23 protein-coding genes and 1 tRNA gene are annotated in these 23,095 nt (G+C 68.0%); 5 read left to right on the plus strand and 19 right to left on the minus strand.

Going from position 1 to position 23,095, the window contains the following annotated elements; genetic code table 11:
- Window positions 1-1,145 (plus strand): MFS transporter (locus tag A9975_RS17905; protein ID WP_255503293.1); only part of this gene is annotated, 1,145 nt, incomplete at its 5' end.
- A 15-nt stretch (window positions 1,146-1,160) separates the two neighbouring features.
- Here A9975_RS17905 and A9975_RS17910 read toward each other — a convergent pair.
- A complete protein-coding gene (locus A9975_RS17910) occupies window positions 1,161-2,054 on the minus strand; it encodes a class III extradiol ring-cleavage dioxygenase (RefSeq protein ID WP_183034008.1) in 894 nt (297 codons plus the stop codon).
- 311 nt (window positions 2,055-2,365) lie between these two features.
- Here A9975_RS17910 and A9975_RS17915 point away from each other — a divergent pair, with 311 nt between their 5' ends.
- Together A9975_RS17915 and A9975_RS17920 are read left to right on the plus strand one after the other, a co-directional pair.
- Complete coding sequence (locus A9975_RS17915) at window positions 2,366-2,719, plus strand: hypothetical protein (protein WP_183034009.1); 354 nt, start codon at window positions 2,366-2,368, stop codon at window positions 2,717-2,719.
- 219 nt (window positions 2,720-2,938) lie between these two features.
- Entirely contained in the window at window positions 2,939-4,255 is a 1,317-nt protein-coding gene (locus tag A9975_RS17920) for an MFS transporter (RefSeq protein WP_144409859.1), read from the plus strand.
- 63 nt (window positions 4,256-4,318) lie between these two features.
- Here the strand turns inward: A9975_RS17920 and A9975_RS17925 are convergent, their stop codons facing one another.
- The 3 genes from A9975_RS17925 to A9975_RS17935 form a co-directional block, all read right to left on the minus strand.
- Entirely contained in the window at window positions 4,319-5,662 is a 1,344-nt protein-coding gene (locus tag A9975_RS17925; protein WP_183034010.1) for a DUF3999 domain-containing protein, read from the minus strand.
- Window positions 5,662-8,514 (minus strand): DUF2339 domain-containing protein, encoded by a 2,853-nt coding sequence (locus tag A9975_RS17930; RefSeq protein WP_183034011.1) that lies wholly within the window; start codon window positions 8,512-8,514, stop codon window positions 5,662-5,664. The genes A9975_RS17925 and A9975_RS17930 overlap by 1 nt, the downstream gene beginning before the upstream one ends.
- 179 nt (window positions 8,515-8,693) lie before the next feature.
- The gene (locus tag A9975_RS17935; protein ID WP_150991201.1) at window positions 8,694-9,047 is read right to left on the minus strand and encodes a DUF2314 domain-containing protein; all 354 of its coding nucleotides are present in this window, start codon (window positions 9,045-9,047) and stop codon (window positions 8,694-8,696) included.
- 123 nt (window positions 9,048-9,170) lie between these two features.
- On the opposite strand from A9975_RS17935, the gene A9975_RS17940 reads away from it, so the two are divergent.
- The gene (locus A9975_RS17940) at window positions 9,171-9,875 is read left to right on the plus strand and encodes a DNA-3-methyladenine glycosylase I (RefSeq protein WP_255503294.1); all 705 of its coding nucleotides are present in this window, start codon (window positions 9,171-9,173) and stop codon (window positions 9,873-9,875) included.
- Between the two features lie 652 nt (window positions 9,876-10,527).
- Window positions 10,528-10,905: a hypothetical protein gene (locus A9975_RS17945; protein WP_183034012.1), complete on the plus strand. Its 378-nt coding sequence runs from the start codon at window positions 10,528-10,530 to the stop codon at window positions 10,903-10,905.
- Window positions 10,906-11,022: 117 nt separating this feature from the next.
- On the opposite strand, the gene A9975_RS17950 is transcribed toward A9975_RS17945, so the two are convergent.
- From A9975_RS17950 to A9975_RS18020, 15 genes are all read right to left on the minus strand, one after another.
- Window positions 11,023-11,098: transfer RNA gene (locus A9975_RS17950), tRNA-Ala, on the minus strand.
- 40 nt (window positions 11,099-11,138) lie between these two features.
- A complete protein-coding gene (gene soxB / locus A9975_RS17955) occupies window positions 11,139-12,860 on the minus strand; it encodes a thiosulfohydrolase SoxB (protein ID WP_183034013.1) in 1,722 nt (573 codons plus the stop codon).
- 123 nt (window positions 12,861-12,983) lie between these two features.
- A complete protein-coding gene (locus tag A9975_RS17960) occupies window positions 12,984-13,490 on the minus strand; it encodes a TlpA disulfide reductase family protein (RefSeq protein ID WP_255503295.1) in 507 nt (168 codons plus the stop codon).
- A gap of 24 nt (window positions 13,491-13,514) precedes the next feature.
- Window positions 13,515-14,207, minus strand: a complete 693-nt coding sequence (gene soxX / locus A9975_RS17965; RefSeq protein WP_183034015.1) for a sulfur oxidation c-type cytochrome SoxX — start codon at window positions 14,205-14,207, stop codon at window positions 13,515-13,517.
- Between the two features lie 17 nt (window positions 14,208-14,224).
- Entirely contained in the window at window positions 14,225-15,049 is an 825-nt protein-coding gene (gene soxA, locus A9975_RS17970; protein WP_183034016.1) for a sulfur oxidation c-type cytochrome SoxA, read from the minus strand.
- 166 nt (window positions 15,050-15,215) lie between these two features.
- Window positions 15,216-15,671, minus strand: coding sequence for a DsrE family protein (locus tag A9975_RS17975; RefSeq protein WP_183034017.1), 456 nt, complete (start codon window positions 15,669-15,671; stop codon window positions 15,216-15,218).
- 130 nt (window positions 15,672-15,801) lie between these two features.
- Window positions 15,802-16,113, minus strand: coding sequence for a thiosulfate oxidation carrier complex protein SoxZ (soxZ, locus tag A9975_RS17980; protein WP_150991211.1), 312 nt, complete (start codon window positions 16,111-16,113; stop codon window positions 15,802-15,804).
- Between the two features lie 63 nt (window positions 16,114-16,176).
- Window positions 16,177-16,632 carry a thiosulfate oxidation carrier protein SoxY gene (soxY, locus tag A9975_RS17985; RefSeq protein WP_043350495.1) on the minus strand — a complete coding sequence of 152 codons (456 nt, stop codon included), beginning with the start codon at window positions 16,630-16,632 and terminating at the stop codon, window positions 16,177-16,179.
- A 170-nt stretch (window positions 16,633-16,802) separates the two neighbouring features.
- Window positions 16,803-17,132, minus strand: coding sequence for a c-type cytochrome (locus A9975_RS17990; RefSeq protein WP_150991213.1), 330 nt, complete (start codon window positions 17,130-17,132; stop codon window positions 16,803-16,805).
- A gap of 120 nt (window positions 17,133-17,252) precedes the next feature.
- On the minus strand, window positions 17,253-18,239 hold the full coding sequence (locus A9975_RS17995; protein WP_370564954.1) for a c-type cytochrome: 987 nt from the start codon (window positions 18,237-18,239) through the stop codon (window positions 17,253-17,255).
- Between the two features lie 64 nt (window positions 18,240-18,303).
- Complete coding sequence (gene soxC / locus A9975_RS18000; protein ID WP_183034019.1) at window positions 18,304-19,668, minus strand: sulfite dehydrogenase; 1,365 nt, start codon at window positions 19,666-19,668, stop codon at window positions 18,304-18,306.
- 111 nt (window positions 19,669-19,779) lie between these two features.
- A complete protein-coding gene (locus A9975_RS18005; RefSeq protein WP_183034020.1) occupies window positions 19,780-20,187 on the minus strand; it encodes a metalloregulator ArsR/SmtB family transcription factor in 408 nt (135 codons plus the stop codon).
- A 193-nt stretch (window positions 20,188-20,380) separates the two neighbouring features.
- Window positions 20,381-21,643 carry an NAD(P)/FAD-dependent oxidoreductase gene (locus tag A9975_RS18010; protein WP_183034021.1) on the minus strand — a complete coding sequence of 421 codons (1,263 nt, stop codon included), beginning with the start codon at window positions 21,641-21,643 and terminating at the stop codon, window positions 20,381-20,383.
- Window positions 21,644-21,671: 28 nt separating this feature from the next.
- Window positions 21,672-22,010, minus strand: coding sequence for a c-type cytochrome (locus A9975_RS18015; protein WP_183034022.1), 339 nt, complete (start codon window positions 22,008-22,010; stop codon window positions 21,672-21,674).
- Between the two features lie 197 nt (window positions 22,011-22,207).
- Window positions 22,208-23,047, minus strand: a complete 840-nt coding sequence (locus tag A9975_RS18020; RefSeq protein ID WP_183034023.1) for a BON domain-containing protein — start codon at window positions 23,045-23,047, stop codon at window positions 22,208-22,210.
- Window positions 23,048-23,095 lie beyond the last annotated feature (48 nt).

A 23,095-nucleotide genomic window follows, 5' to 3' on the forward strand; every position in this document is an offset into this window, starting at 1 on the left:
CTCCACGCGCCGCGCGCGCCACCATGGCCCTGTTTTTTGTCAACGGCGCCACCTTTGCCACCTGGGGCGTGCATATCCCGACCATCAAGGCCCGCTTCGGCTTGTCGGATGCGGTGCTGTCGCTGGCCATGCTGGCCGTGGCCGGGGGCGCCATCGCGGCGATGGGGCCGGTGGGGCGCTGGGTGGGCCGCGTGGGCAGCGCGGCCGCTTGCCGGCGCAGCGGGCTGGTCTACGCCCTGGCTACCGTGGCCATCCTGGCCATGCCGGAGTTTGCGTTGCTGATCCTGGCGCTGATCGCCTTCGGCATGGCCAACGCGGCCTTCGACGTGGGCATGAACGCGCAGGCCGCCACGGTGGAGGCCAGCCGCGCGCGGCCCATCATGTCCGCGCTGCACGGCATGTTCAGCCTGGGCGGCATGGCGGGCGCGGCGGTTGGTGGCGTGCTGCTGGGCCTGGGCGTGCCGCCGCTGGCGCACGCCCTCGGCATGGCGGTGCTGACCGCGGCGGTCACGGCGGGCGTGGCGCCCTGGCTGCTGGACGACCATCCCGTGCCGCCACCTTCCGCGCATCACCGCGCGCATGCGGTGCGCGCGCTCTGGCTGCTGGGCCTGATGGCGTTCCTGGGCCTGGTTGGCGAGGGCGCGATGTATGACTGGTCCAGCGTCTACATGCGCGAGGTGGCGCTGGCGCCGGACGCCTGGATCAGCGCCGGCTATGCCGCCTTCTCCGGTGGGATGGCCTGCGGCCGCTTTGGCGGCGACCGCCTGCGCGCGCGCTGGTCGGACGCGCGCACGCTCGGCGCCAGCGCCTGGGTAGCATTCGTGGGGATCCTGCTGGCGCTGTTGTGGCCCGCGCCGGCGGCGACCCTGGTCGGCTTCGCACTGATGGGCCTGGGCGCGGCGAACATGGTGCCGATTTTCTTCGTGGCGGCTTCGCGCCTGCCGGGCGTGGCGCCGGCCGAAGCTATCTCGCGCGTGGCGCGCTTTGCCTATATCGGCCTGCTGATGGGGCCGGTGATGATTGGCGGCGTGGCCCATGTCACCAGCCTGCAATACGGCCTGGGGGTGGTTGCTCTCACCATGGGCTGGATCGCCGTGGCGGGCGCGCGCCTGGCGCGCCCTTACCTGTTGGCCCGCAAGGCATGATGCCCAGGGGCTGGCTCAGGCAGCCTCGCTCCACGCCGGAGCCTGGCGCGTGCCGGCCCCTTCGAACACGAAGGTATCCATCGCCAGCACGCCATAAGTGACCTCATCGGCCACGCGTGCCACGCCGGCTGGCGCCTGCTCGGCGGGCACGCCTTCGTGCGGGCCCAGCGCCGCGCCCAGCGCCACGAAGAACGGCAGCAGGTGCTCGTCGGCGGGATGGGCGCGGCGCGCATACGGCGCCTGCGCGCGATAGTCCGCGATGCGCGTGGTGTCGCCGGTGGCCAGCGCATCATCCAGCGCCTGGATCATCCAGCCGCGGAATGCCTCGACATAGGGCTCGACGGGCGAGCCGTGCTGCTCGCGCCGGCCCCCGGCACCGAAGACTTCCTGCAGGTTGTGGGTAAAGCTGCCCGAGCCCAGCACCAGCACGCCCTCGTCGCGCAGCGGTGCCAGCGCGCGGCCGATCTCGATCTGGGCTGCGGGGGGGAGATAGGGGTTCAGGGCCAGCTGCACCACCGGGATGTCGGCATCCGGGAAGAAATGCCGCATCGGCATCCAGGCGCCGTGGTCCAGCGGGCGCTCATCGTCTTGTAGCACTACCGCGGCGCCGGGGACCTGCGCGGCCTCGACCAGCGCCTTGACGCGAGCGGCCAGCGCCGGCGAGCCCGGGGCGTCGTAGCGCAGTTCGTACAACGCGCGCGGAAAGCCGCCGAAGTCGTGCCACGCCTCCTGCCGCTCGCGGGTGCCGACCACCAGGGTGCTGTAGATCCAGTGCGCCGAGACGACCAGCACGGCGCGCGGCTTGCGCGCCCTCAGCACTTGGCCGAGGGCGTCGAAGGCGGCGCCGCTCGGGCCTGGCTCGAGGGCAAGCATGGGCGAACCGTGGGAGATGTAGATGGCGGGAAGCATGATGGCGGCCTTCAAGTCCTTTTGATAGCAGTGTTCAGTTTGACAAAACTACCCTGCCCCTGCGCCACCCATTTGCGGACACCTCCATCAAAAAACTTGAATTCACGCGGCGCCACCGTACTTCCCGCCACCGCACGCACGGCCTGCCAACCCTGCGAGCGTGGGGTGCACCACACAACGCTTTAAAGATTCGGACACGCAGCGGGCAATCGGCTTATGATTCCAGCACGGGGTCCGGTCCAGCTTTGCGCGGCGCAACGCGTTGTCCGCGCAGGTCCGGTCAAACCCCGCATGACTGGATACGACGCGCCATGAAGCGTGTCAGGTTGGAGAACACCGTGGTCAAGCGCACAGCCCACAGGCCCTTGCTGCCCCATGCGAACTGGTGGCAGCCAGGCGTGTTTGCAAGCGGACCGGCTGTGCTCCTATGGATCGCCGCCCGCCTTCCCGCCCCCTTGCTGGTCGATGTATTCAACGCGCCTGGCGCCCCGGCGCTGCTCAACCATGTGGGCGATTCCGTCTTCGTGGCCGGGTGGGTCGGCAGCGCCCTGTGGCTGTGGCTCACGCGCCAGCGCCCGGATACGCCGGAGCCGCGACAAGACGCCGGCCCGGGCGAGGCGCCCGACGCCCGCAGCGCGCGCCAGCATCACGCCAGCCAGCCCTGAATCCCGGTCGTCGCGCGCCCTGGACGCCGGGCACGCGCATGCGTGCTTCACGTGGAACATTCCACGGGGCGCTGGCCGCACAGCCGGCCATGCGAATCTGACTCCACACGCTGCCATCCCGCTGGCGAATTAAAGAATCGCTTACTATTCTGCCTTTCAGAGCGCATGCCCGGTTTCGAGGCAGGCCTCCCGCCGATTTCTCACCGCATCAAACGCCACATGCAAGCCAACGCTGCAATACCTCAAGTCCACGAAATATCCAAAGCCCAACGACGAAAGGCCATCCTCGCCGCCACCATCGGCAACGGCCTGGAGTGGTTCGACTTCACCGTCTACAGCTTCTTTGCGCTGATCATTGCCAAGCTGTTCTTCCCCACCGGCAATGACCTCACGTCTTTCCTGCTGACCGTCGCCACCTTCGGCGTGGGCTTCTTCATGCGCCCGGTCGGCGCCATCGTGCTCGGCGTCTACGCCGACCGCGTCGGCCGCAAGGCAGCGCTGACCCTGACCATCCTGATGATGGCACTCGGCACCGCCATCATCGGCCTGGCGCCCACCTATTCGTCGATCGGCCTGTGGGCACCGGCGCTGATCGTGCTGGCCCGGCTGATCCAGGGCTTCTCGGCCGGCGGCGAGGTCGGCGGCGCCACCGCCTTCCTGATCGAGCACGCGCCCGATGAGGAGCGCGGCGCCTATGCGAGCTGGCAGCAGGCCAGCCAGGGCATTTCCTTCATGCTGGGTGCTGCCATGGGCGCGCTGGTGATCAACGGCCTGGAGCCGGAGCAGATCGATGCCTGGGGCTGGCGCATCCCGTTCCTGTTCGGCCTGCTGATCGGCCCGGTCGGGATGTATATCCGCTCGCACCTGGAAGAGCCGCCCGCCTTTGAAGCCCGCCGCGCCGAACGCGCTGCCAGCAAGGTCAAGTTCTCGCCGCTCACGCAGGTGCTGCGCGACCATCCGCGCGAAGTGCTGGCCGGCCTGGGCGTGACCATCCTGTGGACGGTCTGCACCTATGTGCTGGTGTTCTACATGCCGTCGTACGCCAAGCAGCAGCTCGGCCTGCCCCTGGGCGCCACCTTCCAGTCGACCGCACTGTGCGGCGCCATCATCCTGGTGCTGTGCCCGCTGATGGGCATGCTGTCCGACCGCGTGGGCCGCAAGCGCATGCTGGGCACCGTGGCGCTGATCATCGGCGTGCTGGCCTATCCGCTGTTCCACTGGCTCAACGTCTCGCCGACCACCCAGACCCTGCTGATGGTCCAGGTGATCCTGGGCATCCTGCTGGCGGCCTTCACCGGCCCGGCGCCGGCCGTGCTGGCCGAGCAGTTCCCCACCGAGGTGCGCTCCACCGGCCTGTCGCTGGCCTACAACTTCGCCGTGACCATCTTCGGCGGCTTTGCCCCGCTGATCGTGACCTGGCTGATCGCATCGAGCGGCAGCAAGCTGGCGCCGGCCTACTACGTGATTGCCGCGGCCGCGATCAGCTTTGTCGCGCTGCTGTTCATGCACGACCGTACCGGCAAGCCCCTGCAGTAATACCGCCCTACGTCGCATTGGATTGGAAAAGGCCAGCCGCAAGGTTGGCCTTTTTCTTTGCGCTCAGTCCGGCGGCTGCTGCGCGCCCAGCACCCGCAGCAGCCGCCAGGCCATCAAGCCCAGCACGCCGACCGCCAGCAGCAGCGCACCCCACAGGATAAGCCGCCGGTTGCGCTGGGTGTCCGAAGGCACGGCGGCTGGCGGCGATGCCGTCATGCCCGCAATCCGGGCGTCGGCGATCGCCGGTGCGGGCCCGGCCAGCAACGCAGCCCGCGCGACCGCCCCGGGTTCTTGCGCCGCGCCCGGCGGCTCCCCCACCGCCAGCGAGAACGGCTGCGCGCCGCGCGCGACAAAGGTCACCACGGCGGGGCGCCAGCCAAGCGCCAGCACCGGCATGCCAGCGCCAAGCCCACCGGCGCGGGCATCCACGCTCAGGCGCCACAGGCGATCCGTGTTGCGCCCGATCGCCAGCTGCGCGCTTTCCTGCTCGGTGCCCGCCGCGCCGGAAAGACGGTAGAGCTGTGCGCTGCTGACCATGCGCCAGGCCGCCTGCGCATCGGGCCGCGACCACAGCGTGGCCTGCACCACCGTATTGGTCTGCGGCAGGCGAATGCGCACGCGCTCGGCCGGAAAGCGTCCGCCGCTGTCGAACAGGTAATCGCCCCCAGGCTGGGCCTGCGTGGCGACGATACCGTCGCGCCACTGCAGCGCCAGCGGCGAAGGCTGGCTGGCCGCCACGGTCTCCACCTGCACGCGCGCCGGCACGGGCGGCGCGCCCTGCCACTGCAGCCGCAGGTAACGCGCCCGCAGGCGCCCCAGCGCAATGCGGTCCTGGCTCAGCGTGCTGCCCTCGCGGCTCAGCCGCAGCAGCTGCGCGCCGCCCGCGGTTTGCCAGTGCTGCAGGTCGTCGCTGCTGGCAATGTCCACCGTGCCCTGGTAATCGCCATCCGGCAGGCCGATCACGACCGCGCCAGCGTCGTCGCGCAACTGGCTCAGGTCGAGCAGCCATGCCCCGGCAGTGCCAGCTGCGGGCGGGACGGTGGCGGCGCGCAGCGCGCCGTCGGTCCCGATCACCACGCCCATGGGCGCGGACTGCCGCGACTGCGCGGCCGGCAGCGCGAACCACGGCACATCGTGCAGCGTGCGTACCTCGGCCGCCGGCTCGGGCGGCAGATCCAGCGCGTAAGGCAGCAATTCGCCCGTGCCGTTGCGCACGCGCAGGTCGGCCAGCCCGGGTCGCGTGCTATGGGTGTAGACATCGGCGTCCAGGGTCACGGCGTAGTACGCCGCGTCGCGTTCGGTCGCCAGCGCGAACCGCTCAGCCCACGCGGGCAGCGGCAGCGCTGGCAACAGCGCGGCCAGCAGCATCGGCAGCGCCCGCCCGGCCGCGGTTCGGAAAGCCGCCATCACGTCGCCTCCTCTTGCTTCGGCGGCAGGGGCGAGAAGTAGCCGATCAACAGCAGCAGCACGCCCACACCGATAAACGAGATGATCCGCTCGATGCCCTTGACGAAGGACAGGTCGAACAGGAACAGCTTGATCACCGTCACTCCCAGCAGCGCGCCCCCCACAAACCACAGCGCGCGCGCGCCGCGGCGGGTGGCTGCCACCATGGTGATCAGCGCCAGCACGGTCCAGAACATCGACAGCGACGCCTGTACCAGCGTGGAGCCGCCCAGGCCCTCCAGCGTGTAGGGCACGCCGGCCCAGTGGTGCAGCGTGCGCAGGAGCACGGCGTTTAGCCACAGCAACACGGTGGCGATCGCGGCGTACCCGAGCACGCGCGGCCGCGTGGCCAGGCCGGCGGCGGCAAGCCGGTGCTGCCACAGCGCCACCGCCAGCATGGCAAGCAACTGGGCGACATCGAGCGGGTTGAGCAGCGGCAGGTAGGAAAGCGGCGCGGCGTCGCCGTCGCTGGACACGCTGGCAATGCTCCACAGCCACAGCAACGCCACCAGCGGCAGCGCGCCATAGAGCAGGTAAGCACGCTGGAAACGCCCCACCGGCCAACGCAGGCGCCAGCCCCAGGCCGAGAGCAGCGCCAGCAGCCCGCCATAGCCATAGGCCCAGGCGCTCCAGCTCCAGGCGCCCTCCGGCACATAGGCGCGCAGCCGCCAGTAAGCCTCGGTGGACAGCAGCACGCACACTGTCCAGAACAACAGGGCATGCATGGGCACCAGCAAGGCATCGCGTTCATCGTCCTGCTGCCGCCACAGCAGCAGCCAGGCCGCGCCGAACACAACCAGCCAGGCGAGCGCGCCAAAGCCGAGCAAGGGCGACGCCGACGGCACGATGCAGCTAAGCACGCCCAGGACCGCCAGCAGCGGCGCCATGCCCTGCGCCGGCACGCTGGCCAGCGGCCACGCCAGGACGCGCCGCGCCACGTGCGCCAGCCACGCACTCAGCACCGTGAACAACGCCAGCATGTCGAGCAGGGCGCGCAGCTGCCAGCCCCGCACGCTGTGCCAGTGCTGGATTTCGATCACGCCGCCGCCCAGCCACCACAGCAGCCCCCACAACGCCGCGCCCAGTCCGAGCGGCGCGCATGGCGCGGACCAGGCACGCGCCTCGGGCTGCCCGTGCAGGCGCCAGCCGCTGAAGACACCAGCCACCGCCAGCAGCAGCGTGCCCACGTAGCGGCTGTTCAGCACCGGCCACGCCAGTTGCGTGGCCTCGAACAAGCTGCCCGCGGCAAACGCCGCGCCGGCCGCCAGCTGCAGCAGCAGCCCGCTGGCCAGCGCAAGGCGCCGCTGCTGGCGCACCCCCACCCACACCACGGCAGCGCCTTCCACGGCCCATACGGCGCTTGTGGTGCGCCCGTCGAACGCCAGCGGCACCGCCAGCGACGCAAAGATGACGCCCAGCGCCAGCACGGCTTCAAACAGCAACCCCAGGCGATCGCGGCGCGCCGCCAGCCAGGCCGCCAGGCCGAGATAGAAGGCGGCGAGCGCCACCGCGCTCCATGCCATGGCAAAAGGAATATTGCGCACCAGCGCGGCCTGCAGCCCCATGGCCAGCAGCGGCGTGCCGAACACCAGCGTGCCGTCCACGTAGTCCTTCAGGCTGACCTGCCGGCGCAGCGCATAGCGCAGCGCGATGCCCGTATACATCAGGAAAAACAGGATCAGGAACGGCTCCGTGGTGGCGAGCAGCTCGGGCCGGTAGTTCAGCGCGCCCCAGGCCGTGCCGATGCCAAAGGTAAACGCAAAGCCGAGCAGGTTGAGCTGGCGCCAGGCCCGGAACCAGGCAATGGCAAAGATGCCGGCATTGAGCAGCGCGTAGTAGCTGAACAGCATCACATGGCTGCCGCCGCCCGTTGCGATCAGCACCGGGGCAAGGAAGCCGCCAGCGCTGCCGGTGAAGGCCAGCGCCGGGGCGTTCTGCAGCACCGCGAGGCCGCCGGCGAGCGCGCAGATGGCCACCATCAGCGGGAACGCGGCCGCGGCCGGCAGCAGCCCGTAGAGCTTGGTGGCGGCGAAGACGGTGAGATACAGCACGCCCACGCCACCGCCCTGCAACACCAGCGCATAGGCGGCGCGCCGCTCACGCAGGCGCCAGCCCGCCAGCAGCAGCACCACCGCGCCAGCCGCCACGCCGGCCAGCCGGAACTCGACCGGCAGCATGGCATTGTCGGAGGCGTACTTGAGCAGGAACGCCACCCCGAAGAACAAGATCAGGATGCCCACCCGCACCACGCTGTTGCCGCCAAGCAGCCAGCCGCGCGCGGCGGATATCGCGCGCTCGACGAAGTCGGGTTCGCCGGGCCCGAGCGTGGACGAAAGCGGTGGTTCAATGTGGCGCGCGCTTGCAGGTGCGGGAGCCGGAGCCGGAGCTGGCGTGGGGATCGGCGCGGGCGCCGCCTCAACCGGGATTGGAATCGGGATCGGGATCGCCGCCGGGATGGATGGCGCTGGCACCGCGACACTGGCAGCCGGTGCGAAGGACGGGAATTCGCTGGCGGCAACCGTACCCGGCGCTGCGCCAAGGCCCGATGTGGCCGATGGGGCGCCCGCGCTCTCGCCGCGCAGGCTCGCCAGCTCGCGCTTGAGCGTGGACAGCTCCTGCTCGAGCCGCAGCACGCGGGCTTCGAGCGGAGCCGCCGCCGCGCCCTGCACCTCGCCGTCACCAAGAGGCCGGGTGGGCCGGTCACTGACCATCCAGCCAAAACCGAAGCCCAGGACCGCGCCCGTCAGCGCACCGCCAAACCCGGCCGCCACCATGCCGAGCACCAAGCCAATCACCCCGAATATCCAGCGCATCAGATGAGGTTTCGCCTAAGAAGGTTAGGGAAGGCGGCGGCCGTTGGTGCGGATACTGCGTTTGCCGGCATCCGTAACCGCCTGCACCATGCGTGCCCAGTGTAACGCCAGGGCGACATTTCCAGGCGATTCCGGGCGCTTCCAGTCGATATGCGCCGGCTGGGCGCTTGACCGCGGGGTTATTCTTCTTCGCCCTCTTTATGGATATTGATCACATGCCGCGCCTCGAACCAGAGCGGCATGCCGGGCGCCATTTCTTCCGTGCAATAGGGCTGGTTGTCCAGCTCGCCGCTGTAGAGATCGCCTTCGCGCCCGGTCACGATCACCCACATGCGTTCCACGTGCTGCTCCTCGCGGTCCTGCTCGTCGGCGGTGACGATGCGAAAGATCAGCTTCACCAGCTGGCCGGCCTGCAAGGCCTGGCGCTCCGCCAGTGCCGGCACCCAGAACGTCTCGGGGTGCGCCTCGCCGATGACCTCGCCGTCGTCGAGCTGCCAGCCGTCTTCTTCGATGGTCGCCAGTCGTTTTTCCATGTCAGTCCTCTCAATCAATTCGTCCTTTACGGGCGGCATCGTAGCAAATGCGCCCCGAGGCCGCGCGGGCGCGACATGCAGCGCGAGTCGCTTTAAGATGGCAAATCGAAGGAGAACGCACCCATGGCAGCAGATAGCGACGTGACAAGAAAAGTGGCACCGAAAGCAGCGAAGAAAGCGGCGAAGAAAGCGGCGCACGCGGCGACAAACATCGTGGCGGACACGGAGCGCCAGCGCTGCAGCTGGTGCGGCACGCTGGAAGACTACTGCCACTATCACGACAACGAATGGGGCTTTCCCGTCGACGACGACCGGCGCCTGTTCGAGAAGCTATGCCTGGAAGGTTTCCAGGCTGGCCTGAGCTGGCTCACCATCCTGCGCAAGCGCGAGGCGTTTCGCCGCGCCTTCGCCAACTTCGAGATTGAAAAGGTGGCCCGCTTCGGCGAACGCGATATCCAGCGGCTGCTGGGCGACGCCGGCATCGTGCGGCACCGCGGCAAGATCGAGGCGGCGATCAACAACGCGCAGCGCGCCCTGGAACTGCTGGAGACGGAGCCGTCGCTGGCCGCGTACTTCTGGCGCTTCGAGCCCGATCCGGCCAGCCGCCCCAAGCTCCTGACGCCGGAAGTGCTGCGCACCATGGCCATCTCGCCGGAATCCACCGCGCTGTCCAAGGACCTGAAGAAACGCGGCTGGCGCTTTGTCGGCCCCACCACGATGTACGCGCTGATGCAGGCCATGGGCCTGGTCAACGATCACCGGGAAGGCTGTGCAACGCGTGAGGAAGCCTTGCGAGCAAGGCAAGCGTTCAAGGTGCCGCGAAGGTGAGGTAAACGTCGGGCAGGCGATGGCAGCACGCGACGCCAACACGTATACCTGCTGGCGAGGATGCCCGTGCAGGTATACGTGCGAAGCGCTGCAACAAAGGCGGGCAACGTATACGTCCGGCGCAATGGTTGCCTTATGTCTTTCTTTATTGTTTACGTATACCAATATAGTAGTAGTAGGTAAACGGCCCGTTTTTCCGTGGATAAGCCGGTTTTTCCCTTTCCGCTCAATGACTTGCGGATGGGATAAGCCCTAGGGAATACCCTGATCTCGCGGGATATCTATTGGACGTATACGTGGCGGGAAAAAACCGCCTCGAAGTTGTTCGTATACGCCCCACAACCCACCCCCAGCCGGGGCACAGCTTTCCTGCCTGCTTATCCCCAGGTTTTTGCCAGGTTATCCACAGCCCGGGGTAAACGCCTCTCGCTTTCATCGATCGCATGTTGTGTCCTGCCCAACCGCGGCCAGCATGCGTGTCTGTCGTTCTCCAACAGGTTTACCCGAAAAAGTGGCGACGCCGGCGCTATTGGCGCCGCCAGGCGGGTGGCATGGTCCATGCGGTTAAGGGTTCAGAGCGCGGCGCCGATGCTCGTTTCCTTCCACGTTCCCACCGTCCCACCTGGAGCCATCGCTCCTTTGGAGAACCGTCATGAAGATCAACCGCCATGAACCACGAGAGAGCCGGCCCTGCTCGCGCATGCAGGCAGCGATGCGAACGCTGCGCCGAGGAGTCCTGTTGATGCGGGTGCTCGCGCTGTGCGCGAACAGCATCGCCTATGCCCAGCCGCCCGCACCGGTCCAGTCTTTGGTCACGCCAGAGCAGACGTTTGCGCAGGGTTACCTCGAAGCCGTCTCCACCGGCTATGACAACGGCCAGGTGCTGCTGGGATCCGAGGGCATCGCACCCGTGCGGTTGCCGCATGCGCCCGTCCCTCAGATCAAGCCATCCCCAGCGCCGTCCGCCCCGTCACCCACGGCCGCAAATCCGTCGGTGGTCCCGGTTTCGCAAAAGACGCGCCGCGAGTAACCGCGGTGAGCCGTGAGAACGACGTGCGCCCTGCGGGCGCATCAGGGAATGCCGTACTCCAAAACAAAAAACGCACTACGTCGTTAAACGTAGTGCGTTGTCTTGTACTGCGAATCCTGGTGGACCGAAGGAGGATCGAACTCCCGACCTCTGCATTGCGAACGCAGCGCTCTCCCAGCTGAGCTATCGGCCCGTGACGAACGATTGTAGCTCAGTTTTTCGCGGCTGTTCAATCACGTTGCCATGCCTGCGTTGCCGGTCATGCCGCGCACCGTCGGCAGGTTCAACGGGCGGGCGGTGACCTCGCCGGAGGCGCGCAGCCACTGGGCCATCAGGTCCCAGATCGGCGGGCTGCCGCTCTGGCGGGCGTCTTCCGAGACGGGTGCCCAGCCGGCTACCTTGTAGGTCTTGGCGGCGTCGATGGGCTGGCCCTTGAGACGCATTTCGGTGATGCGTTTTCCCATCGACGCGGTGGGGTCGATGGTGTATTGCAGGCCGCCCACGCGCACCATGTCGCCGCCTTGCTGGTAGTAGGGGTCGGGGTTGAACAGGTTGTCGGCCACGTCTTCGAGGATGGTCTTGATGGTCTCGCCGCTCATCGCGGTGACGGTGGTGTGGGGATACGTGATGGCGGTCTGGTCCATCAGGTGTTCCATGGTGATGGCCTGCCCGGGCAGCAGCGTGGTGCCCCAGCGAAAGCCCGGCGAGAAGGCGATCTCGGCGCCCTGCACGTCCATCAGGCCGTCCAGGATCAACTGGTCGAACGTGCCGTTGAAATTGCCGCGGCGATATAGCAGGCCGCTGTTGCGCGCCAGCACTTCGCCGAGTTGCTTCTCGTACGGCGCGCGCACCTTGGCGATGAGCGCGTCCATGGCGGGATCGGCGGCGAGGTAGTTGGCGAAGACCGGCAACAGGCGGTAGCGGAAGCCGCCGACCTTGCCGCCCTTGACGTCGAAGTCGAGCACGCCGAGGAACTTGCCGTTGGAGCCGGCGTTGGTGACCAGCGTGGTGCCCCCGGCGTTGCTGACTGGCACCGGCGCCGGCATGCCGTCGTGCGTGTGGCCGCCGAGGATAGCGTCGAGCCCGCGCACGCGCGAGGCGAGCTTGAGGTCCACGTCCATGCCGTTGTGCGACAGCAGCACGGCCACTTGCGCGCCCTTGCCGCGCGCCTGGTCGATGACCTGCTGCAGGTTTTCTTCCTGGATGCCGAAGGTCCAGTCGGGCGTGAAGTAGCGCGGGTTGGCGATTGGCGTGTAGGGGAACGCCTGGCCAATGATGGCCACCGGCACGCCGTTCATCTCGCGGATCACGTAGGGGTCGAAGACGGGATCGCCGAAGTCGTTGGTCTTGATGTTCTGCGCGAGGAAGGCGACCTTGCCCTTGAAGTCGCGCTCGACGATCTCGGTGACGCGCTCGGCGCCGAGCGTCATCTCCCAGTGCGGGGTCATCACGTCCACGCCCAGCGCCAGCGCGGCGTCGACCATGTCTTGCCCACGCGTCCACAACGCGGTGGCGGAGCCCTGCCAGGTGTCGCCGCCGTCGAGCAGCAGCGCGCCGGGCCGCCCGGCCTTGAGCTGCTTGACCAGCGTGGCGAGGTGGGCGAAGCCGCCAACCTTGCCGTAGCGGCGCGCGGCTTCGGTGAAATCGAGATAGGTGAAGGCGTGGGCCTGCGCGCTGCCGGGGGCGATGCCGTAGTGGCGCAGGAAGGCCTGCCCGACGAGGTGCGGCGGCTTGCCCGCGTAGTCGCCCACGCCGAGGTTGACGTTGGGCTCGCGGAAATGCAGCGGGCGCAGCTGTGCGTGGCAATCGGTGAAATGCAGCAGGTGCACATTGCCGAAGCGCGGCACGTCATAGAGCTTGCCGGCGGCCTGCGCGGCTTGCGCGTCGGTGGCGGGAAAGGTCATGCCGCCGGCGCCGGCGATAGCCAGCACCTGCAGGAACTCGCGTCGGTTCATTGTCTCGTCCTGTGCATGTCATGCGCCGGTGTCAGGCTCTTGCGACCCGGCATCTTGTGGCCAATGTGGCCGGTGTGGCCAATGTGGCCGGTGTGGCCGATGTGGTTGATGCGGCCGATACGGCTACTTCTGCGTTGGCGTGGCGTACCTGGCCAGCGCCGCGACTTCCTCTTCCAGCATCTCGCCCACCTCCTTCTGCACGACCTTGCCGTGGGCGTCGATCACATACAGCTCGGGCAGGCCGCGGCGCTTGCCGAGCGCGGCGCGCAGCGCCGGCGTGTCCATCGCGGCGGGGAAGGTGTAGCGGTGCTTCGCGATGTAGGCGGTGGCGTCGCGAGGGTCCTTGTCGATGCTGACCGCAAGCACCTGCAGCCCGCCGCGCGCGCCGCCGGTGCTCTCGAAGAGTTTTTGCAGGCGCGGGTTCTGCAGTGCGCAGAAGGGGCACCACGATGCCCAGACTTCCACCACCAGCGGCCTGCCAGCCAGGTCGGCGGGTGTCAGGACCCGGCCGTCGAGCAACTGCACCGGTGGCAGGCGCACGGTGTCGCCTACCTCCAGCGCGGCGGCCGCGCCGCTCCAGGCCACTGCGGCAAGCAGCAGCACGCGCGCGCGCCGCAGGGAGCCTGCCATGCGGCTGGGTGTCATCGCGCAGCCTTACTGGTTGACCGGCGAGGCCGGGTCCAGCAGCAGCGCCATCACGTCGCGGATCTGCTGCTCGGTGAGAATGCCCTTGTGCCCGAAGCGCGGCATGTTGGAGCAGGCCGCGAACGCGCTGGAATCCCAGATCTTGCCCCAGGTGTACTTGAGCACGGCCTCGGAGTCGCCGCGCAGCTTGCCGTACTGGTACAACGACGGGCCGATATTGCCAAACGAGATCTCGGCCTTGGTCATCTGGTGGCAGGCATAGCAGTTGGCGCCGTTGGGGCTGCCGACAGCATCGGAAAACTGCATGCCGCGCCCGTTCTGGGCGGTCTTCTCGCCTTCCTTCCAGTCGCCCAGCCATTGCTTGTCGGCGGGGTACTTGATCTGCTTGAGTTCGGCGGCCTCGATCTTCCTGGCCACCGCGGCTGGCACCTTGGAGCGGTCGGGGTAGTCGCTGCAAGCCTTCTGCATGGCGTCGCGATCGAGCACGCCTTCGACCGTGGCCGGGCCCTTGGAGGTGAAGGAGCTTTCGATCAGCTTCTTCATGTCGGCGTCGCTGACGGCGGCGACCTTGGCGGTGACGTTCGCAGGCTTTGTGGCCTTGGCCGGCTTGGCGCTGTCTTCCGCGTGAGCCATGCCAGCCATGCAGGCCAGCATGGCGACCGTGGCCAGCGTGCCTTGTGCGTATTTATGCGCTTGTTTCATCTCTGCTCTCCCTTGCCTCAGCGCTTCATGGCCGGACCGTCATAAGTGCCGCCGTTTGCGTTCCTGGCGAGGAACAGGCTCAGCGCGGTGATCACGTCGGAGCCATAGGCGGGTTCGGGAAAGCGCTGCTGGCGCAGGCAGTCATAGAGGCGGTGCTGCATCGAGCGTACCTCGCCCTGCGAGACGCGATAGGCGGGCCACGTGGTGTACGCGGCTTGCGCGCCTTGCTTGGTCAGCAGGTTGGGCAGTTCTTGCAGGCGGATGCGCTGGCCGTCCACGGCGTGGCAGGTGGCGCAGGCGAAGTCGTAGGCACCGCCACGGTAGAAGAACATCTTCTGGCCGAGGGCGTACACGCGCTTTTCTTCGGGATGGTTCAGCTCCACGTTCATCTTGACGCCGCGCGACTCGCCGGCCACGAAGGCCACCAGGCGCTCGATGTCGGAGGGCTTGCCGGTGGAGGCGAAGGGATTCTTCAGGGCCTCTTCCTGGGTCAGGCCCTGCAGCGTCACGCGGCAGTAGGCCAGGCGTTGCTCCAGGTCCATCACGCGCCCGGTGTCCTTGAACAGGCGCGGCAACTCGGCGTAGGCGCCCTTGGTCACGCCGGGGCCCTTGCCCAGGTCGCATTGCTCGAGCGAGGCGTTCTTGGGGCCGGCGGGCTTTTTCCAGAGTTCCTCGCCGGCGGCTTCCCATAGTTCTGCGGGGTTGCCCTCGGCGAGCATCTGCCGGTACTTGGCGATTTCCTCGGCGGTGCTGCCCTGGGCGTGCACCGCCGCGGCGGCAAGCGCCACGGTGCCGGCCAGCGCCAGCGCGGCGCCGGTGTGGCGGCGTCTGATCGTTTTCATGGGGCTTCTCCTCGGGGCCTCCGGGGCCTGCCGCCGTGTGGCGCCAGGCCGCGCGGGCCCATCTTATGGCTTGTCTTCCCGTTATTGGCGCCCGGTGCGGGCCGGCTCTTGCGCGGGTGCTGCTTACAACCTGTCAGCTTACAACCTGTCTGCTTGCAACGTGCATTTACGGCTTGATGTAGGCATAGCCTTCGTCGAACTGCAGTTTGGCCACTTCCACCACGCCAGCCTGTACCACCTTGGCCTCCATCAGCAGGCTGGACTCCGGAATCTTGCGCGCCATGAGCGTATTGCGGCAAACGCGGAACTCGACGCCGGAACTGGCCAGCGCGCCGACCGCCGCCTCGAAGGTGTTGCCGCGCGCGTCACGCGCGCCTTCCACGATGAAGTCCACGCCGTAGCCAAACGCCACCACCACGATCTTGGTATCCGGCGCGGCGTTCAGGTGGTTGCGCAGGTTGGCCATGGCTCGCACCGCCTGGTCCGTGCCTTCGGACAGCTGGTAGACCACCTTGACGCGCCCGCCCTTGCCGGCAGCCACCGGCGCCGCTTGCGCCGCCGCCTTGGCAGTCAAGCCGATCGCCGCCAGCGCCGCCGTTGCTCGAATAAATGCTCGCCGCATGATTGCTATCCTTCCGGTCGCGCCCCCGCGCGCACCATGCGCCGGCCCGGGCCCGACATTCGACCTGAACCATAGCAGAGGATGCCGCTGCCCGCTCGGCCTGGCCGGTACCGGCCCGTACCCGGTCCGATCAGGAAATGGTCGCTTCGTCGGTCCGCTTGTCACCGCGGTTGTCGACCCAGGTCACGGTGACCTTGTCGCCCTTGGCGCCGCCCTTGAACTTGAAGTTCAGGAAGGGATCCTTGGATACCGCCGGGCCGAACTGGGCCTGGAATACGTCCTTGCCTTTGCACTGTGCCGTCACGCTCTGGATATGCCAGGCGGGAATGATCTTGCCGGACGCGTCCTTGCGCTGGCCGGTTTCCATGTCGTGCTTCATCAGGATCTTGACGTCGACCACACCGCCGCTCTCGGCGGCACGTACGCGCATCGGGTCTGCCATGTTCTTTCCTCTTTCAGGTAATGGTGGGGCGGGAAATCCGCTTGGGTGGATGGGAGCGTGGCCTCAGCCGCCGCAGCCACCCAGCGTCACCTTGATTTCCTTGGACGCCACGTACCATTTGCCGCCGGCCTTGACGGCGGCGTACACCATCGAGGTCTGGCCCATCTTCACCCGCGTGGAGACGAAGGGCTCGGTGCCGGCCGGGATGATGAAATCCGCTGCCAGCGTGTTGGGATTCTTTTCCACCAGGATGGCGATCTGCTCGGTGCCAGGGATGTTGCTGGTCACGGCGACCGGCACCACGGCGCCGTTCTCGGCGATGTCGGGGGCGGTAAAGACAATAGCGGTGCTCTTCTCGGTGCCGCTGCCGCCAAACGCCTTGATGACGTCGGCCACGCTCTTGCCGTCGAAGGCGGTCTTGTTCCACTCCGCCGCCTGCGCCTTGCTGATCAGGCCGGTGGCGGCCATCAGTGCGAGCACGGAGGTGACCCGCAATACGTCTCGTCGTTTTGAATGCATTGTTTCCTCTTCTCCTGCGTTTTCCGTTCCGGCTTGGTTTTCTGTTGGCCTGCCGCGCCTTTTTCGCGCCGCAGCGGGCGGTGCATTGCCGCCCTCGCACAGGGGCGCCAGCGGCGCCCCTTTGGTCCCGAAGCCGTAACCGGTCCGGGCAGGGCTTGCCCTGGCTGTGCTTACTTGGCCGGGGCGCCTGCCAGCACCCACTCCACGACCGTCTTCAGGTCGGCGTCGCTCAAAGCGGCATTGGCGGGCATCGGCACCGGGCCCCAGACGCCAGCACCACCACTCTTGACCTTCTTGGTCAGCGTTGCCAGCGCGTTCTTGTCGCCCTTGTACTTGGCCGCCACGTCCTTGTAGGCCGGGCCAACCAGCTTCTTGTCGACCTGGTGGCAGCCCATGCAGGCGTTCTTGTTGGCGATTTCCTGGGCCTTGGCGGCATCGACTGCAGCGTTGGCCGAGGCGGCGCAAGCCAGCATCAGCGTTGCGATGACAAACTGCTTCATGGATATGCTCCGAACTTTGAAGAGCCGTGGGGACGGCGAAAAGCCCGCTCGCTGCCAGTGTTGCCTGTCGGCACGGCCGGCGCGGCGGCGCGCTGGCCGCGCCACGGGGCGGCCAGTCCGCTATTTTGCCTCAAGAATCCACCCCACCACGGTGCGCAGGTCGGAATCGGGAATCTGCGCCTGGGGCGGCATCGGCATGCTGCCCCAGGCGCCCTGCCCGCCCGCCCGGATCTTGTGGGCGAGCGCGTCCTGCGCATCCTGCCCCTTGTACTTGCGCGCGACCTCGGCAAAGCTCGGGCCGACCAGCTTGCGATCGGTGGCGTGGCAGGCCATGCACTGGTACTGGCTGGCCAGCTTCGCACCCGCCGTCTCGCCGGGTGTGGCCGGGGTTGCCGGGATGGCGGCCGCGGGTGCGCTGGCGCCACCGCCGGCCGCCCAGCCGCGCGTGGGCCCTACGGTGCGCTGTTGCGCCGCCAGGTCGCCGTGGGCATCGCGGGCATAGGCCGGCATGGTCGACACGATCTTGACCGTGGGCGTGCAATCCTTCATGCACGCCGTATTGCGCGTATCCGCCTGGCCCCGCCCGGGCCACAGGCCGTGCTGCAGGGTCATGCCATTGCGGTTCGGCATTTTTTTCTGCACCTCGGCGATATTGCCATCCGACAGCGTAAAGTCCGCCGGCACGATATCGCCCAGGTTGAGCAGGTAGGCCGTGACCGCGTAGACGTCGTCGGCGGACAAGCTCCGGGGCGCGTTCCACGGCATCGCACGGTGGATGTAGTCCCACAGGGTGCTGACCGTGCTGACCTTCATCAGCGTGGTGCGGTACGGCTGGTTGCCGGTCAGCGAGGCCACCCGGCCACGCCGGATATCGCCGGCGCTGGTGCCGCCGACGATGGGCGAGAACACCTCGTTGGACTCACCGAAGTCACCATGGCACGAGGCGCATTTGCCGTCCCAGATGGTTTGTCCCTGCGACACCGTGCCGCTGCCCTTGGGCAGGCCCTGGAAGTCGGGGCGCACATCGATATCCCAGGCCTTGAGCTCGGCCGGCGTGGCAGTGCGGCCGAGCGCCGCACGCGCATTGTCAGCCGGAGCGGCGGCCATCGCCACTTGCACGCATAGCGCGGCGGCACAGGCGAGTATTGCCGCGCGCCCGGCATCGGGCAAGTTAGTCAACGTGGACATTGGAGACCTCGCCGCCATCGGCCACCTGCCAGCTCTGGATGGCGTTGTTGTGATAGATCGAGCGCGCACCCCGCACCGCGCGCAGTTGCGCCAGGCGGGGCTGCACGTAGCCGGTCTCGTCGATGGCGCGGCTCTGCAGGATGGCGGGGGAGCCGTCCCACACCCAGTCCAGGTTGAAGCGCGTCAGGCATTTGGACAGCACGGGCGTTTCCAGCCTCGCGGTGCGCCAGTTGCGCCCGCCGTCGACGGACACATCGACGCGTTTCACGCGCCCGCGCCCGGACCACGCCAGCCCGCTGATGTTGTAGAAGCCGCGCCCCACCAGCTGTTGCCCGCCGGAGGGCGTGGTGATGACGGACTTGCACTCCTGGATCGAGGTGTACTGGCGCAGCATGCCGTCGGGCATCATGTCCACGTAGTGCACGGTTTCGTCCTTGGTGTTCCACGGCTGGTCGCCGAGCTCCAGCCGGCGCAGCCACTTCACCCACGACACGCCCTGCACGCCGGGCACCACCAGCCGCAGCGGGTAGCCGTTTTCGGGGCGCAGCATCTCGCCGTTCATGCCCCAGGCGACGATGATCTCGTCGGCCAGCGCCATCGGGATGGTGCGGGTCATGCCTGAACCGTCGCCGCCTTCGGCCAGCAGATAGTGCCCGCGCTTGAAGTCCGCGCCGGCATCGTCGAGCAGGACCTTGAGCGGCACGCCGGTGAACTCGCAGCACGACAGCATGCCGTGGGTGTATTGCACCGTGGGCACCGCCACGTTGCCCCACTCCATGCCGGTATTGGCCCCGCACTCGATGAAGTGCATGCGCGACACCGCGGGCAGGCGCATCAGGTCGTCCATGGTGTAGACGCGTGGCGCCTTCACCAGGCCGTTGATCATCAGGCGGTGGCGGGCCGGATCGATGTCTTGCCAGCCTTGATGATGCCGCTCGAAGTGCAGGCCGTTGGGCGTGATGATGCCGAAGAAGCCTTGCAGCGGGGCAAAGGATACCGAGGCCGCCGATACCCGCGTCAGGCCTGGCGACTCGCGGCGCACCAGGTTTTTCTCGAACGGTGACGGCTGGCCGTAGGGATGCGCGGCAACCGGCTGGCCGAGCGTGGTGGCCCAGGGCTGCGGGGTGAGGATAGCGTCGTCGCCGGCAGCGCCATCCGCTGCGCCGGCCCGGCCGGCAACGCCGGCGGCCAGCGCGGCTGCGGCGCCCAGGAAGCTCTTGCGCAGGAAGTCGCGGCGAGGGCTGTCGGACGCGCCTACGCCATGCTGCATGATGTCCTGCTGCAGCGAGGCGCTGACGAAATGCTCCGGCGCACGCACGATGCGCCCGGGGCGGCTCTGTTCCGGCACTGCGGTCTCCTCCGGCTTGCGCGTGCGGCGCCAGCGGCGCCGTCGGCGAACCTGTTGTGGGTCAGCGCCCGCGCAAGCGGACGGCTGCCGTCAAACCTTGGTGCGAGCTGCTCAGCGGCTGCGCCGACGCGGTGCCGGGGTGGCCTGCGGCATGAAGCGATCGACCATGCTTGCTGGCAAAGCGCTGTCTTCCAGCCGGCTGGCGACCTGCACGCAGACCGTGCGGCACAGCTCGATCACGCTCTCGTCCTCGATGGCGTAGAACACGAGGTTGGCCTCCTTGCGGCGCGACAGCACGCCCGCGCGGTACATCGCGGTGAGATGGCGCGACACATTGGTCTGCGACGATCCCACCGTCTCCACCACGGTGCCCACCGGCTTCTCGCCATCGCACAGGGCGTGCAGGATCTTCAGCCTGGTGGGCTCTGCCAGCAGGCTGAAATACCCCGACACTTTCTCGAACACGCGATCCATCTCATCCATGCCGTTCAATATATTCGTATATGCGTAATTGCGCATATAGTGTTTACCCCTTCGCGTACCGAAGCCGCTGAACGGGCCATAGCCGCGCGCCATGGCGAAGGCTGTCTCTCCCTCTCCCCTCAGGGGGAGAGGGCCGGGGAGAGGGGTGGCTCAGCTAGGAACCACTTGAAGCGAGGCCCGTGGTGTTTTCCAGCACGACAGCGCAGATCGTGACTGCCGCGGACCGCCTTCAGCCCAGCATGTCGGCCCAGATGGCATCCGCCCATGCCTGCGCATAGGTGCCTTCCAGCGCGTTCGGCGCCGCCGACAGCCCGCCTGACCCGGGCACCGTGACCATGGTCTTCTGCGCGGCATCGTAGCGATGCACGCTGGCGACATGGATGGCCTCGCGCTCGGAGGTGAAGCTGTAGCAGGTGTTGTTGTACAGCGGCTCGGGGTTGGGCGCGTGGCCGGCTAGCAGCGACACGATGGCGGCGGCCGCCACCTTGCCATGCTGGTTGGCCATATGGCCCGACTTGGGCATCAGCGGCGCAATCTGGATGGCATCGCCCAGCACGTGGATATTGGGCGCGGCCTTGGATTCGAAGGTGAGGAAATCGACCTCGCACCAGCGGCCGTTGGCAGTGGCCAGCCCGCTTGCAACGGCGATGGCCCCGGCCCGCTGCGGTGGCAGCAGGTTGAGCACGTCGGCGCGCTCGTCGTCCTGCACCTCGAACTTGAGCGTGCGGGTGACAGGGTCCACATCGACGGCGTTGTACTGCGGCCGGTACTCGACCATGCCCTGGTAGCGCGTGGCCCAGACCTGCTTGAACAGCGCTGCCTTGGAGGTGACGTCGGGATTGGCGTCAAGGATCAGCACCTTGCTGCGCGGCTTGGCCCGGGTGAAATAGTCCGCGACCAGGCAGGCGCGCTCATAGGGGCCAGGCGGGCAGCGATACGGCGCCAGCGGAATGCTGATGGCGAAGGTGCCGCCGTCGCGCATGGCCTCCAGCTGGCGGCGCAGGCCCACCGTTTGCGGGCCGGCCTTCCAGGCGTGCAGGATCTGGTCGCCGCCGGGCTGGGCGAGGCCCGGGATCTCGCCGCAGAGCACGTCCACGCCGGGCGAGAGCACCAGCTTGTCGTAGGTGAGCGTGCCGCCGCCCGCCAGGCGTACCTCGCGGCGCGCGGCGTCGATCGCGCTGACATGGTCGCGCACGACCTTGACGCCGTGGCGCTTTGCCAGCGCATCGTAGGACAAGGTGATGTCGTCGATGCGCTTGCTGCCGGCGAGCACCAGGTTGGACAGCGGGCAGGACACAAAGCTGGCGTTGGGCTCGACCAGCGTGACCTCGATGCCCTGGGCGCTCCATTCGCGCAGGTAGCGCGCGGCAGTGGCGCCGCCATAACCGCCGCCCACCACCACCACCTTTGCCTTGCGGGTCGCGGCCCGCGCGCCGAGCGTGCCGAACATGGCCGTGCCGGCCAGCGCGCCGAGAAACTCACGTCGTTGCATCTGGAAATCTCCTTGCCGGGTTGCAGGGTTAGCGCACGGCGGCGAACCAGCCCGCGATGGCCTCGATCTGCTGGTCGCTGTAGCCCTTGGCGATCTGCTGCATCACGGTGGCTTCGCGCTTGCCTTGCTTGAAGTCCTGCATCTGGCGGACCAGTTCGGACTGGCTGCGCCCGGCGAGTGCCGGCACCACGCTGCCCGCAGGCGCGCGGCCGGCCGGGCCGTGGCAGCCGGCGCAGGCGGCGGCCCAGTTGCGTGCCTGCAGCGCGGTGGCGCCGGGCGCCTGCGCGCGCGCGCAGGCTGGCAAGGCCAGCAACGTCAGCGCCATTAGCGCCGCAGTCAGGGCAGCTGGTGTGGGGGTCTGGTTCATGGTGTTCGCTCCGGGGGTCGCGCCGCGAGGGCGTGCCAACCCTAGCACAGCGCAGCGCGCGCATGTGATGCGAAATCCGCAGATCGAACTGCGCCGGCTGCTGTCAGGTGCGGGCGGCGGACGGCAGCAGCCCGCAGAGTCGGCGGGCGCTGCGCGAAAGGCGGGAGCCTGGCGGGCCGCCTTTCGCGCCTGGCCGTTCAGGGCAGGTTACGGCCGGGCGGCAATGCCACCGGCGAGGCAACGGGCGATGCCACCGGGCTGGTCGTGGCGCCGCTGGCGGCGTCGGGTGCGGTTTGCGCAGGCGCCGACTGCACCGGTGCGGGCGTACCAGGTGTGGCGGGCGCTGCGTCTGTCGGCGCGGTCCGCCCGGTGGCGGCAGCGTCGAGCCTGGCCGCCTCGGCTTCGGTCACATAGTCGAAGGCCTTGACCACCTTGACCACGCCGCTGGCATTGCGCGCCACATCGGTGGCGCGCTCGCCCTCGGGCGGCGTGACCACGCCGAGCAGGTAGACGACGCCCTTCTCGGTGACGATCTTGATCGAGTTCGAGGGCACGCCATCGGCAGTGACCAGCATGGTCTTGACCTTGCTGGTGATAAAGGTGTCCTGGCTTTGGGTGGCAAACGACGGTGACGAGATGATCTCGAGCTCGTTGACCACCTCGCGCGCATTGGGCAGGCCCTTTACGTATTGCTCGATCTGCTGCTTGACCGTGTTGTCCTTGGCTTCGCCGGTCAGCAGCACCTTGCGGTTGAAGACCGTCACGCTCACGCGGGCCTGGCCGTTGTAGCGCGAGTTCAAGGTGTTCTCGGCTTCGAGCTGCAGGCCGCGGTCGATGGTCTGGGTAGCGGTGGGCCGGCGGTCGGTGGCCATGGTCACGCCGCTGGCCATGCCGGCAGCGATGACCGGAAAGCAGCCGGCGAGCTGCGTGGCCGCGACGGTCAGGGCCGCCATCATGGCGGCGGTGCGGGCCAGGCGTGGCAGGTGCCCGGTCAGCCGGGCGGCGCGGGATTCACGCGGGTTGGGCAGAGTCGTCATGCGGTCCTTGCTGAAAGCGGTGGGGCAAAAAAACGGTGTTGGCAAAAG

Origin of the sequence: Cupriavidus sp. UME77 (assembly GCF_014170355.1) — a bacterium.
Taxonomy (GTDB): Bacteria; Pseudomonadota; Gammaproteobacteria; order Burkholderiales; family Burkholderiaceae; genus Cupriavidus; species Cupriavidus basilensis.